Annotated in this window: 11 protein-coding genes; 6 read left to right on the top strand and 5 right to left on the bottom strand. The window is 64.9% G+C overall.

Annotated features, from left to right (window positions below):
• Positions 1 to 110: 110 nt before the first annotated feature.
• Positions 111 to 995 (top strand): LysR family transcriptional regulator, encoded by an 885-nt coding sequence (locus OWC48_RS12885; protein WP_282520324.1) that lies wholly within the window; start codon positions 111 to 113, stop codon positions 993 to 995.
• Between the two features lie 44 nt (positions 996 to 1,039).
• On the opposite strand, the gene OWC48_RS12880 is transcribed toward OWC48_RS12885, so the two are convergent.
• On the bottom strand, positions 1,040 to 3,076 hold the full coding sequence (locus tag OWC48_RS12880) for a methyl-accepting chemotaxis protein (RefSeq protein ID WP_282520323.1): 2,037 nt from the start codon (positions 3,074 to 3,076) through the stop codon (positions 1,040 to 1,042).
• 17 nt (positions 3,077 to 3,093) lie between these two features.
• Complete coding sequence (locus OWC48_RS12875) at positions 3,094 to 4,083, bottom strand: TRAP transporter substrate-binding protein (RefSeq protein WP_282520322.1); 990 nt, start codon at positions 4,081 to 4,083, stop codon at positions 3,094 to 3,096.
• A gap of 199 nt (positions 4,084 to 4,282) precedes the next feature.
• Here OWC48_RS12875 and OWC48_RS12870 point away from each other — a divergent pair, with 199 nt between their 5' ends.
• On the top strand, positions 4,283 to 4,531 hold the full coding sequence (locus OWC48_RS12870; protein ID WP_282520321.1) for a hypothetical protein: 249 nt from the start codon (positions 4,283 to 4,285) through the stop codon (positions 4,529 to 4,531).
• 11 nt (positions 4,532 to 4,542) lie between these two features.
• Here OWC48_RS12870 and OWC48_RS12865 read toward each other — a convergent pair whose 3' ends face one another.
• Entirely contained in the window at positions 4,543 to 5,346 is an 804-nt protein-coding gene (locus tag OWC48_RS12865) for an enoyl-CoA hydratase-related protein (protein ID WP_282520320.1), read from the bottom strand.
• A gap of 159 nt (positions 5,347 to 5,505) precedes the next feature.
• Here OWC48_RS12865 and OWC48_RS12860 point away from each other — a divergent pair, with 159 nt between their 5' ends.
• Complete coding sequence (locus tag OWC48_RS12860) at positions 5,506 to 6,480, top strand: ketopantoate reductase family protein (RefSeq protein WP_166353464.1); 975 nt, start codon at positions 5,506 to 5,508, stop codon at positions 6,478 to 6,480.
• An 82-nt stretch (positions 6,481 to 6,562) separates the two neighbouring features.
• On the opposite strand, the gene OWC48_RS12855 is transcribed toward OWC48_RS12860, so the two are convergent.
• Positions 6,563 to 7,240 carry an alpha/beta family hydrolase gene (locus tag OWC48_RS12855; protein ID WP_282520318.1) on the bottom strand — a complete coding sequence of 226 codons (678 nt, stop codon included), beginning with the start codon at positions 7,238 to 7,240 and terminating at the stop codon, positions 6,563 to 6,565.
• Between the two features lie 126 nt (positions 7,241 to 7,366).
• Here OWC48_RS12855 and OWC48_RS12850 point away from each other — a divergent pair, with 126 nt between their 5' ends.
• On the top strand, positions 7,367 to 8,512 hold the full coding sequence (locus tag OWC48_RS12850) for an acyl-CoA dehydrogenase family protein (protein WP_282520520.1): 1,146 nt from the start codon (positions 7,367 to 7,369) through the stop codon (positions 8,510 to 8,512).
• A 21-nt stretch (positions 8,513 to 8,533) separates the two neighbouring features.
• Here OWC48_RS12850 and OWC48_RS12845 read toward each other — a convergent pair whose 3' ends face one another.
• Positions 8,534 to 9,514, bottom strand: a complete 981-nt coding sequence (locus OWC48_RS12845; protein WP_282520317.1) for a helix-turn-helix domain-containing protein — start codon at positions 9,512 to 9,514, stop codon at positions 8,534 to 8,536.
• Between the two features lie 159 nt (positions 9,515 to 9,673).
• On the opposite strand from OWC48_RS12845, the gene OWC48_RS12840 reads away from it, so the two are divergent.
• Complete coding sequence (locus tag OWC48_RS12840) at positions 9,674 to 10,399, top strand: alpha/beta fold hydrolase (protein ID WP_282520316.1); 726 nt, start codon at positions 9,674 to 9,676, stop codon at positions 10,397 to 10,399.
• A gap of 198 nt (positions 10,400 to 10,597) precedes the next feature.
• Positions 10,598 to 12,208, top strand: coding sequence for an ABC transporter substrate-binding protein (locus OWC48_RS12835; RefSeq protein WP_282520315.1), 1,611 nt, complete (start codon positions 10,598 to 10,600; stop codon positions 12,206 to 12,208).
• Positions 12,209 to 12,360 lie beyond the last annotated feature (152 nt).

The following is a 12,360-nucleotide window of genomic DNA, read 5'->3' as shown; positions in this document are numbered from 1 at the left end:
GCGCGTCCGCTCCCAAAATCTCTTGCTTGAAGCCGACTATGAATTAACGCTAGGCGAGCTACAATCCACCAAAATACGCGATCAGCTTTCTCGAATCGAGAAAGGTCGACATGGACATCCTGGTAAACCTTCAGGCGTTCCTCGCCACCGCCGACGCAGCCGGTTTCTCCGCCGCTGCGCGAAAGCTCAATGTCTCGACCTCGGTCGTGGCCAAGCGCGTCACACAACTGGAGGCGCGGATCGATACGCCGCTGTTTCACCGCTCGACCCGGCAATTGCGTCTGACCGACGCCGGCCAGCGCTACGTCCATCGCGCGCGCGGCGTCGTCACCGATGCCACCGACCTGCTCTCCCGCATGGGCGAGAAGGGACACGATCTCGTCGATCACCTCCGCATCAAGGCGCCGACCTCGCTCACCGTGGCGCGCCTTGCCGACGCCTTCAGTGCCTTCCAGACGCAGAACCCGCGATTGAAACTCGAGATCGTGCTGATCGATCGCCCGGTCGATCCCGTCACCGAAGGCTTTGACATCGCCATCGGCGCCTTCCCTCATTCCTTCGGCGGCGTGGTCGACGAGCCGCTGTGTCCGCTGAAGCGGCTGCTGTGCGCCTCACCGGCCTATTTGAAGAAGCACGGCGCGCCAAAGCACCCGCGCGACCTGGTCGACCATCGCTGTCTCAGCTTTCTGCCGACGGGACCTGAGTGGATCTTCGACGGCCCGCGCGGGCGCATCAGCATCCAGGTCAGCCCGCTGCTCTCCTCCAACGAGGGCCATGTGCTGGCGCGTAGCGCGATCGCCGGCAACGGCATCGCGCTGATCTCCCATTATCTCGTGGCGGATGCCCTGCGCGACGGTACGCTCAAGCCGGTGCTGCGCGACTTTCCAATCCCCGAGCTGTGGGTCAAGGCTGCGATCCCCGAGCGGCGGCGCAACGCCGCCGCGGTGCAGGCTCTCTTGCGCGAATTGAAGAGCGCGCTGCTACCGGTGCTGTAAGGCCGCCTCGTTCGCCCCCCGTGGCGTCGCCGGCTTCTCCGGGTTCAGGCCGCCGAGCGGATGGTGTGGAGGAAATCGTCGACGTTCGACCTCATCGAATCCGCCTGCTGCTTCAGGGCGGCTGCGACCGTAAGGGCGGCTTCGGCGCCGGCGTCGGTCTCGCCCGCCACGGCGCGCACCTGCCCGATTTCCTGCGTCACCGCCGTGGTGCCGTTGGCCGCCTCTTCGACATTGCGCGCGATTTCGCCCGTGGCCGCGCCCTGCTCTTCGACGGCCGCGGCAATCGCCGTGGCGATGTCGGCCATTTCCTTGACGGTGGAGCCGAATTGCTTGATCGCCTGAACCGATTGGCCGGTCGCACTCTGGATCGTCGCGATCTGGCTGGCGATCTGCTCGGTCGCCTGCGCCGTCTGGGTGGCGAGACTCTTGACCTCGCTGGCGACGATCGCGAAGCCCCGGCCGGCGTCGCCGGCGCGCGCCGCTTCGATGGTCGCGTTCAGCGCCAGCAAATTGGTCTGGCTGGCGATCGCCTGGATCAGCTGAATGATGGTGCCGATCTTCTCAGCCGCATCCGACAGCCCATGCATCAATTCGGAGGTACGGTTGGTCTCGTCGGTCGCCCGGCTCGAGACCGCGACGGAGCGGTGGACCTGGCTCGAGATTTCACGGATCGAGGCCGCGAGCTGCTGGGTGGCGGAGGCGACGGTCTGCACATTCATCGATGCCTGCTCGGCGCGGGTGGCGACAGCTTCGGCGAGCCCGCGTCCGCGTTCGGCGACCTTCGCCAACTCCTCGGCGCTGCGCCCCATGTCGTCGGCACGACCGCCGACACCGGAAATGACCCCCTGCATGCCCTGCTCGAAGCGGCCGGCAAGATCCGACATCATGCGGGCGCGGTCGGCCTCGCTGGCTTCGCGCTGTGCCGTCGCCTCACCTTCCATGCGGCGAACCGCCAGCGCGTTTTCGCGGAACACCTCGACGGCGCGTGCCATGCGGCCGATTTCGTCGCGCGAGTCACCGCCCGGAATCGGCTCATCGAGCTCGCCCGCCGCCAGCGATTGCATCCGGTCGGTCATGCCGCGAATCGGACCCGACACGCTGGCGCCGATCAGCCACGCCAACACCGCTCCCAGCAGCAGCGCGCCGGCCGCGGTCGCGATGACGGTCTGCTTGGTCTGATCGACCGCTGCCGCGGTCTTGTCGCCCTGCTCGGCGCGCACGGTGCCGAGCTTCGCGTTGATCTTGTTGACGTGGTCGTCGATTGCCGCACTGGCCTTCTTCAATTCGGCCTGCCTGGCGCGCAGATCGGCGGCCACCTTGATGACCTCGTCCAGCGCGGCCGCGTCGGCCGTGATCGCAGTCTTGAGCGCTGCGACCAGCGCCTTCAGTTTGGCGTCGTTCGCCCCCGCCAGCTCAGCCTCGGTGTCCGCGATCGCCAGCTGGGCGTAGGACAACGCCTGCTTGGCGTCGTCGGCATCGCCCGTCGACAAAGTGGAGCCATAGCGCATCACGGTGATCCGCAGTGCGTCAACGACGCCGGCCAGGCGCATCGGGTTGACCAGCCGTTCCGCGTCCTCGGACCGGTTGGCGAGCGCAACCTGGATGCCGCTGACATTAAGGCCGGCGGCTGCACCATGGGCGTCGGTTTTCGTGGTCGCGGCGCGCAGCCGATCCGCCGCCTCCGCTGCCGCGGTGAACGACGAACGATAGGTTTCCAGCGCGGTCTTGACCGGGCCGATGCCTTCTGAGATCGCTTGCAGCTTGCCGAACTGCCGGTCGACCTGATCGGCCAGTTTGCCGACGCCGTCGATCGCCTTGGCCGCGGCATCCTTGTCGCCGACGTTCCAGGTTCGGATGAATTTCTCGACCGCCGAGTTCGCCTCCAGAAGCGCGGCCCGCGCCTGTGACATGCCGGCGTCGCCGGCAGCGCTGGTCACGAGCTCATTGACCGTTCCGCCGATCCGCTCGACCTGGACCATGGCGAAGCCCGCGAGCAGGACCAGAAAGCTGAGAACCAGCGCGAAGCCGCCAAACACGCGCGGACGAACGCCGACCCGGGACATCATGTGCGATAATTTCATGGCAAATCCGAAATTCTTCAACGCGTGGACCGGATGGCGGCGAGCAGATCCTTGCCAAACCGCTTCTCGAATTCCTGATCGAGCGGCTTGACCGCGTCGACGAAGGGCTGGCGGTCGAATGTCTCGATCACGTCCATGCCGCCGCTACGCACCTGCTCGAGCGATGCGGCATCGAGCTTGGCCTGCCAGGTCACCTCCGCACCCTCCTTCGCCAGCGCGATCAGCATGGCCTGGTCGGCCGGCGGAAGCTGTTCGAACATGGCACGGTTGGCGACGAACGCGATCGGCGCGAAGAAGTGACCGGTCAGCGTGAGGTATTTCTGGACTTCGTAAAGCCGGGAGCCGGCGATGGTCGGCACCGGATTTTCCTGCCCATCGAGCCGGCCGTCCTTCAGCGCGGTATAGACCAGCGGAAATTCCATCGGGACCACTTCGGCGCCGAGCGCCTTGAATGTCATCTGGTAGATCTCGTTCGGAATGACGCGAATCTTGAGACCTTTGATATCCTCGGGCGTGCGAACCGGCCGTTTGGAATTGGTGACGTTGCGAAATCCCTGTCGGCCGATCGCCAGCAGCGTCAGCCCCTTGTCGGCGAATTTAGTGGCGATTGCCGCGCCGGCCGGACCTTGCGCCACGGCCTTCGCGTGGGCTGTGTCGCGGAACAGGAAGGGAATGTCGAACACGCCAAGTTCGGGGACGACCGAACTGACCACAGACCCCGACAGCACCGCCATATCGACCGAGCCGGCCCGGGTCGCCGCCAGGATGGCGTTCTCGCTGCCGAGCGCGTTGGTGGCGCGCTGGTCGATCACGATGCGCTTGCCGGCCGATGCCACCAGCTTCTGGCGAAACTCATCGGCCCCGAGCTGCTGCGGGCTCCCCAGCTGGGAATTGAACGCCAGAGAGATCAATCGCGGTGAAGCGGCAGCCGGTTGCAGAACCAGCAGCCCTGCCGCCGCGGCGACGATCGATCCGGCTTTCCAAAGTCCCAAAACTTGTCTGTGCATTCGACACCGTGGCGTGACAATTGTCGTAACCCTAATGCCCGGGAATGATTGAACCCTTAAGGAAGGCCCCGCGGTATTACGGAGATTAGCCTCGATCCGCCGCCGACGAGATTCGGGACAGAGGTCCGATGCAGATGGTATCGGATTGCTGTGGGATAATGAGTGGTTCGAGAGAATGACGATGGGATCAAGAATACAAATGGCAGCCGCCATCGCGATCGGCATCATGGGCGGCACGGTCCCGGCCCGCGCCGAGGTCGCGCAATGCCGGTTCATCCAGGCCAAGCCGGAGCGCGAAGCGTGCTACCAACGTCAGGAAGCCGCGCTGGCCGCCAAGCGCAAGCCGGAGCCCAGCGCGGAAAGCAAGACGCTCGAATCGATGCGCCAGATGCGGCAGGACGACGATGCCGTCTATCGCAGCATCAACAACATCTGCCGCGGCTGCTGAACGATAGAGGCTCAGCCTTTACCGCCACCCCAACTCGCCGCGCGCTTCTCGGCGAACGACGCCAGTCCTTCCACCGCCTCCGCGCTCTGGCGCTTGAGCGAATGCAGGTGCACGAGCCGCTTGTAGGCGGCATCGTCCACCGCCATCCCGCCAAACGAGCTCTCCAGCGCGAGCCGCTTGGTCTCGGCCATCGCCTCCGGTCCGTTGGCAAGGAGCTGCTCGACCACTTTGGCGCCGGCGGCTTCGAGGTCGGCGAGCGGGACGACCTCGTGGACGAGGCCGATGCGGCGGGCATCTTCGGCGCCGAAACGTTCGCCCGTCAGCGCGTAGCGGCGGACTTGCCGTACACTAATGGCATCGCAAAGCTGCGGGATGATGATCGCGGCGGTCAGGCCCCAGCGCACCTCCGTGATCGAGAACAGCGCATTGTCCGCCGCGATCACGACGTCGCAGGCGGCAATCACGCCGGTGCCGCCGCCAAAACAGCCGCCCTGCACCAGCGCGACGGTCGGGATCGGCAAGGTATTAAGCCGCTGCACGGCTTCGAAGGTCGCACGCGACGCCGCCTCGTTGGCCTCGGTCGATTGCGGCCGCACGCCGTTGATCCATTTGAGGTCCGCGCCGGCCTGGAAATGCTTGCCATTGCCCCGGAGCACGACGACGCGAAGGTTGGGCTTCCTGCCGAGATCGTCCATGGCCGCGAGCACGCCTGCGATCAATGCGCCGTCATAGGCATTGTTCACTTCGGGCCGGTTCAACGTGACGGTCGCAACCCCACGCTCATCGAGGGTCCACAGGACGGGGTTGGCAGTCATCGGCGATCCTCCGGTCATCTTGTTTGCCGCCCACTATGGCTGAGGCAACTCATCCCGATCCATATCTTTCCGGCGTAGGGCGGCCGCGTCCATCGCATGGCGGCTTGTGTCATGCTGCTGCCGGGCGTCATCAAGGGATCAGGGACGGGACATCACACCATGCGCATCTGCATTTTCGGCGCGGGCGCCGTCGGCAGCCATATCGCGGTCAGGCTGGCCCGCGCCGGCCATGAGGTCTCGTGCGTGATGCGCGGCGCCCATCTGGAGGCGGTCCGCGCCAATGGCCTGAAGCTGCGCGTCGGCGATTCCGAGGTCACCGCCAAGGTGAACGCCTCCGGCGATGCGGCCCAGCTCGGCCCGCAGGACGTCGTGATCAGCACGCTCAAGGCGACCGCGCTGACGGGGCTGGTCGCCAGCATCAAACCGCTGCTCCAGGACGACACCGCGATCGTCTTTGCGCAGAACGGTATTCCCTGGTGGTACGGCATCGGCCTGCCGCCACGGCATCCGACGCCGCCCGACATTTCCTTCCTCGACCCCGGCGGTCGCTTGCGCGCATGCATCCCGAAAGAGCGGATCGTCGGCGGCGTCGTCTTCTCCTCCAACGAGGTGACCGCGCCCGGCGTGGTGCAGAACCTGACGCCGGACCGTAACCGCCTGCTGATCGGCGAATGCGACGACCGCAATTGCGAGCGCATCACCAGGCTTCGCGGCGTTCTCAACGATGCACGGCTGGAATCGCCGCCGGTGGCGGAGATCCGCGAGGCGATCTGGTCAAAGCTCCTGACCAACATGTCACTGTCGGTGCTGTGCCTGCTCACCGGCCAGACCGCGCGCGGCGTGCGTGACGACCCGGCCTTTGCCGAGGTCATTCCGCGCATGCTGAACGAGGCCAACGACATCGCGCAGCACTTCATCCCCGAGGTCAAGCGCGTGACGCGCAGCGGCCCCGCCCCCAACCACAAGCCGTCGCTGCTCCAGGATTACGAGCTCGGCCGCGCCATGGAGATCGACGTGCTGGTGAAGGCGCCCGCCGCCTTCGCCCGCACCGCCGGCCTGTCGACGCCGACGCTCGACCTGATCGCCGCGCTGGCGATCCAGAAGGCGCGCGACAAGGGGCTTTATTCGGCGTGAAGCGCGATGCGCTTCACGTTATTTTTGGAGCATGATCTTTCTCGGAAAACCGCTGCGCACTTTTCCGGATCATGCTTGAGCCTCAGGTGAGCGCGTCGATCCACGCCGTCAGCGTATCGAGCACCTCTGTGAGCGCCTCTTCGTTAGTGCGGCCGGATTTCTTCAGCACCGCGAAGGAGTGATCGCCGCCGGCGACCTCGTGCAGCGTCGCTTTCGGGCCGAGTGCATCGATCACGGGCTTGAGGAGGCCGAGATCGGCAAGCCCGTCGCGCGTGCCTTGTAGGAACAGCATCGGGATCTCGACATGGGCCAGATGCTCGGCGCGCTCCGTCGACGGCTTTTTGTCGGCGTGCAGGGGAAAGCCGAGGAAGGCGAGCCCTTTGACATGAGGCAGCGGCGCCTTGGACTGCGTCTGCGAGGTCATGCGCCCGCCAAACGACTTTCCGCCGGCAACGAGCTTCAAGCCGGGGCAGAGCCGGCTTGCGTCCTCGACTGCCGCGCGGATAGTGGCGTGGGCGACCGCTGGCTGGTCAGGACGGCCCTGCTTGTTTTCCATGTAGGGAAAATTGAAGCGGAACGTCGCGATGCCACGATCCGCGAGGCCGTCCGCAATCTTGTCCATCGATGCATGCCGCATCCCTGCGCCGGCGCCGTGCGCGAGCACGTAGCAGGCGCGCGCCTTGGCCGGCTGCGTCAGGATCGCCGAGACCGTGCCGATGCGCTCGATGTCGAGCTTGAGCTCTTGAGTTTTGGTCGCCACAATCAGCCACCCTGACAGACGCGTTTCCGGCCGCCTTGGTAGCGTCACCGGCGCAGCCTGAAAACACAATAATTGCCGCCGCCGACCAGCCTACCAAGTCGGAAAGCCGAATTGACCGAGGTGACCATGTCCTACCGCTCCTCCTGGATGACCGAAGAGCTCGAGATCTTCCGCGACCAGTTCCGGAAATATCTGGCCAAGGATCTGGCACCGCATGCCGAGAAATGGCGCGAGCAGAAGATGGTCGACCGCTTCGCCTGGCGCGGGCTCGGCGAGATGGGCGCGCTGCTGGCGAGCGTGCCGGAGGAATATGGCGGCCTGGGCGCCACCTTCGCCTATGACGCCGCCGTGCTCGACGACCTCGAAAGCACGGTGCCGGAGCTCACCACCGGCGTCTCCGTGCACAGCGCCATCGTCGCGCACTACATCCTCAATTACGGCTCGGAGGAGCAGAGGAAGCGCTGGCTGCCGAAGATGGCTTCCGGCGAGATGGTCGGTGCCATCGCCATGACCGAGCCCGGCACCGGCTCGGACCTGCAGGCCGTCAAGACCACCGCGAAAAAGCAGGGCAATTCCTACGTGATCAACGGCCAGAAGACTTTCATTACCAACGGCCAGGCTGCCGATCTCGTCGTCGTGGTCGCGCGCACCGGCGATGTGGGTGCCAAGGGCATTTCGCTGATCGTGGTCGAGACATCAGGCGCGGAGGGCTACAAGCGCGGGCGCAACCTCGACAAGATCGGCCTGCACGCCTCCGACACGTCAGAACTGTTCTTCGACAATGTCACGGTGCCGCCGGAAAACCTGCTCGGCAAGGAGGAAGGCCAGGGCTTTGTGCAGCTGATGCAGCAATTGCCGCAGGAACGCCTCGCGCTCGCGGTCGGCGCCGTCGCCTCGATGGAGCGAGCCGTAAAACTCACCACCGAGTACACCAAGGAGCGGAAGGCGTTCGGCAAGCCGCTGATGGACTTCCAGAACACCGCCTTCACGCTCGCCGAGCGCAAGACCGAAGCGATGATCGCGCGCGTCTTCGTCGACTGGTGCATCGAGCGCCTCGTCGCCAAGGACCTCGACACCGTCACGGCGTCGATGGCGAAATATTGGTGCTCGGACAAGCAGGTCCAGACCGCCGATGAATGCCTCCAGCTGTTCGGCGGCTACGGTTACATGCAGGAATATCCGATCTCGCGCATCTTCATCGATTCCCGCATCCAGAAGATCTATGGCGGCACCAACGAGATCATGAAGCTGCTGATCGCCAGATCTTTATAGATCAAGACGCTGTAGCTCCGTTCATCGCGCACGCCAATCGCGTGGGCGGCAGCCGAAGCGCTGCTTGAAGCGCCGCGCGAAGTGGGAGAGATCGGAGAAACCCCAGTCGAAGGCGATGGCGCCGATCGCGCGGCCGCCCGATGCCGGATCCTTCAGGTCGGCCGCCGCGCCCACGAGGCGGCGATCCATCACATAGTCCGAAAATGTCGTGCCGGAGCGTTCGAACAGCTTGTGCACATAGCGCTCGCTGATGCCGACGGCGCCGGCGACTGCCGCGACCGTCAGTCCCGGCTCGCGCAGCCGCTCGTGAATGGCGCGGCGCAGCGCCAGCACGGTCGCGTCCGCAAAGCTTGCGGCTTCCGCCGTCTGCGCCCGCGAGCGGCGCGACAGGCTGAGCGCAACGAGATCGAGCAGCACGTCGAACAGCCGAATGCTGTCCTCTTCCGCCATCCGCAATGCGCCGGCGTTGAGGGAGCGTGCGGTCTCGACGATGAGGTGACCGACATGGGGATCGTCGGAGACGCGCTCGGCCCTGAAATCGAACGACGGCGGCAGCCGGTCGCGTAAGGCGCGCGATGGCACCCAGAACGAAGCGACCTCCAGCGTCGGACCGCGATCGTGCAGCAGCGTCACCTCGCGGTCGCTGTCGACGATGCCGACCTGGCCGCGCGACAGGCTGACCTCGCTGTCGCCCTGGAGCATGCGGCAGCGCCCGGCGAGCTTGAAGTTGAGATAGAAGCAGCTCTCGGTCGATGCCGCGATATCGGCGCACGAGCGATGCACGGTGTGCTCGGGAAAGACCACGCGATTGATGGCGCCGGTGCCGATCTTGATGGCCTCGACCTTGGCCGGAAAGCGCGAGGTCGTCGCCGATTCCGGCGTCAGGCTCATGAAGGCCCGGCAGATCGCCTCGCGATAGTAGGAGAACTGCTCCTCCGGCCGCGTTCCGCCGGTATCCCAGACCAGATGCCGGGGCCGGCTTTCGGAATTGAGCTGCTCCATCAGTTCGCTCCGAGACCAATCCGGTTCAGCGTCAGACAAGCGGAAAATGGTCCGCCGGTTCACACTTCGCACAACAAAGAATTGTCCGCCGCGCCTCGCCAGCGCCGCAAAAGACCCAATTCGTACCGATCTAACCACATCCTGCGGAGGAGCCACAACATGTCGACCTACGTTCTCGTTCACGGCGCCTGGCACACCGGTGCCGAGTTCGAGCCTGTCGCGGCCCCGATCCGCGCCCATGGCCACCAGGTCTACACGCCGACGATCAAGGGCAACCGTCCGGGCGACGCCAAGACGACCGGGCTGAAGGACGCGATCCAGTCGATCGCCGACTATCTCGCCGAAAACAATCTGAAGGACATCGTCCTGCTCGGCCATTCATATGGCGGCATGATCATCACCGGCGTCGCCGACCTCGCGCCCGAGCGCATCCGCCGCCTGGTCTATTGGAACGCCTTCGTGCCGAACAACGGCGAATGCCTCAACGACATGGTGCCGCCGCACTTTATCAGGCTGTTCGATGCCATCGCGGCCGAACGAGGCGACAGCTCTGTGGTGTTGCCCTTCCCGATCTGGCGCGAAGTCTTCATCAACGATGCCGATCTCGAGACCGCGCAGCGCGCCTATGACGTGCTCAACCCGCATCCGTTCGCGACTTTCACCGACAAGATCGCGCTCAAGACCAATCCGGCGGAGATGCCGCTGGCAAAGTCCTACATCAACTGCACCGAGGACATCGCGATGCCGCACAGCCATCCCTGGCATCCGCGGCTCTCGGAGAAGCTCGGTCTGTTCCGTCTGGTGCAGGTGCCGGGAAGCCACGAATTGTGCTTCTCCGATCCGGCGCGCCTCGCCAAGGCGATCATGGAGGCGGGGCGCGACTGACGCGCGTCCGTCAGAAGCGAGACGACTTCTGGCGATTGCTCGTACCGCCGGCCTCGGCGGCACAGCCCTTGCTTGTCCGCTAACGAATCCAGATCGGTAGAAGCAACCCCTGCTTGTCACGCGTGGCTCCCCGCCATACGCTGCCCATGTTCGGCAACCGCCATCTGGTTTCGTTTTGCGTCAAGTCAGGAGAAGCGAATGGTTCACGTCTCGCGACGGAAACTGCTTCAGCTTGCGGCTGTTGCGCCATCGACACTTCCTCTGGCCTGGACGTCGGTTGTATCTGCCGCGACCGGAAAGAAGACCCTGAGCGCGGTGATGCAATCGGACCTTCGCGTCACCGACCCTGGCTTCACGACAGCCATCATCACCCGCGACCATGGCTACATGGTCTACGATACGCTGCTCGGCATCGATTCCAGCTTCAAGGTGCAGCCGCAGATGGCCGACTGGACGGTGTCCGCGGACAAGCTGACCTACACCTTCACCTTGCGCGACGGCCTGAAGTGGCATGATGGCGCACCGGTGACGGCGGAAGACTGCGTCGCCTCGCTGAAGCGCTGGGGTACGAGCGTCGACGGCATGGCGCGCAAGCTGATGGATTTTACGGCCGCCATCGAAGCATCAGATGCCAAGACCATCGTCTTCAAGCTGAAGGAGCCCTATGGCCTCGTGCTGGAAACGATCGCCAAGCCGTCGGCCGTTGTCGCCTTCATGATGCCCAAGCGGCTTGCGGAGACCCCGATCACCAAGCAGATTCCCGAGCAGATCGGCTCCGGCCCGTTCAGATTCGTCGCGGCCGAATTCCAGCCCGGCGTGAAGGCCGTCTACGAAAAGAACACCGACTATGCGCCGCGCAAGGAGCCGGCCGAATGGACCTCGGGCGGCAAGGTGGCCAAGGTCGACCGGGTCGAGTGGATCACGATGCCGGACGCGCAGACCGCGCTCAACGCGCTGCAGTCAGGCGATGTCGATTTCGTCGAGACGCCGCCGTTCGACATGCTGCCCGCGCTCGAGTCCAATCCGGACATCAACGTATCCATCCTGAACAAGTTCGGCTTCCAGTCGTTCGGCCGGATGAATTTTCTGCATCCGCCATTCGACAATGTGAAGATCCGCCGCGCCGCGATGCTGGCGATCAACCAGAAGGACGTGCTCGACGCACAAATCGGCAATCCCAAATACTACAAGCTGTGCGGCGCGTTCTTCATCTGCGACACGCCGCTCGCGAGCGACGAGGGTGGCGAGACCCTGATCAAGGGCAATGGCCTGGCACAGGCGAAGAAGGCCCTGGCCGAGTCCGGCTATGACGGCACGCCCGTGGTGATCCTGGCGCCGACCGACCAGATCCTGCTGAAGGCGCAGCCGGTCGTGGTCGCGCAGCTGTTGCGCGACGCCGGCTTCAAGGTCGATCTGCAGGCGATGGACTGGCAGACCGTGGTCACCCGCCGGGCAATCCAGAAGCCGCCGAAGGAAGGCGGCTGGAACATGTTCTTCACCTACCAGGGCGCCGCCGACTCCTTGAACCCGCTGGTCAACGTGCCGATGGGCGGCAAGGGCACGAGTGGTGGCTGGTACGGCTGGTCCGAGGACCCCAAGCTCGAGGAGTTGCGCGATTCCTTTGCCCGCGCGACCTCGCCCGAGGAGCGCAGGAAGATCGCGCTTGAGGTGCAGAAGGAGGCCTACGACCAGGTGATCTACGTCCCGCTCGGCCAGTTCCAGGCGCCGAGCGCCTGGCGCAAATCGCTCACCGGCGTGATCGACGGCCCGGCGACGCCGATGTTCTGGAATGTGGACAAGAACGAGTAGCCTGTTCTCCCTCTCCCCGTTCTTACGGGGAGAGGGTTGGGGTGAGGGCTGCTTCCGCAAACGCGGTGACAGCGAGACTCGTGGAGAGTCCCCCTCACCCGGATCGCATCTTGCGATGCGATCCGACCTCTCCCCGCAAGCGGGGCGAGGTG

The sequence above is a fragment of the Bradyrhizobium sp. Arg816 genome (assembly GCF_029989365.1).
Classification (GTDB): Bacteria; Pseudomonadota; Alphaproteobacteria; order Rhizobiales; family Xanthobacteraceae; genus Bradyrhizobium.
This window is presented reverse-complemented; position numbering and strand designations above follow the sequence as displayed.

What these genes read in the sequence shown, in the direction of transcription:
- OWC48_RS12875 (WP_282520322.1), bottom strand. Translation starts at nt 4,083, where the DNA reads ATGCACAGACAAGTTTTGGGACTTTGGAAAGCCGGATCGATCGTCGCC.
- OWC48_RS12850 (WP_282520520.1), top strand. Translation starts at nt 7,367, where the DNA reads ATGTCCTACCGCTCCTCCTGGATGACCGAAGAGCTCGAGATCTTCCGC.
- OWC48_RS12840 (WP_282520316.1), top strand. Translation starts at nt 9,674, where the DNA reads ATGTCGACCTACGTTCTCGTTCACGGCGCCTGGCACACCGGTGCCGAG.
- OWC48_RS12860 (WP_166353464.1), top strand. Translation starts at nt 5,506, where the DNA reads ATGCGCATCTGCATTTTCGGCGCGGGCGCCGTCGGCAGCCATATCGCG.
- OWC48_RS12845 (WP_282520317.1), bottom strand. Translation starts at nt 9,514, where the DNA reads ATGGAGCAGCTCAATTCCGAAAGCCGGCCCCGGCATCTGGTCTGGGAT.
- OWC48_RS12870 (WP_282520321.1), top strand. Translation starts at nt 4,283, where the DNA reads ATGGCAGCCGCCATCGCGATCGGCATCATGGGCGGCACGGTCCCGGCC.
- OWC48_RS12835 (WP_282520315.1), top strand. Translation starts at nt 10,598, where the DNA reads ATGGTTCACGTCTCGCGACGGAAACTGCTTCAGCTTGCGGCTGTTGCG.
- OWC48_RS12880 (WP_282520323.1), bottom strand. Translation starts at nt 3,076, where the DNA reads ATGAAATTATCGCACATGATGTCCCGGGTCGGCGTTCGTCCGCGCGTG.
- OWC48_RS12865 (WP_282520320.1), bottom strand. Translation starts at nt 5,346, where the DNA reads ATGACTGCCAACCCCGTCCTGTGGACCCTCGATGAGCGTGGGGTTGCG.
- OWC48_RS12885 (WP_282520324.1), top strand. Translation starts at nt 111, where the DNA reads ATGGACATCCTGGTAAACCTTCAGGCGTTCCTCGCCACCGCCGACGCA.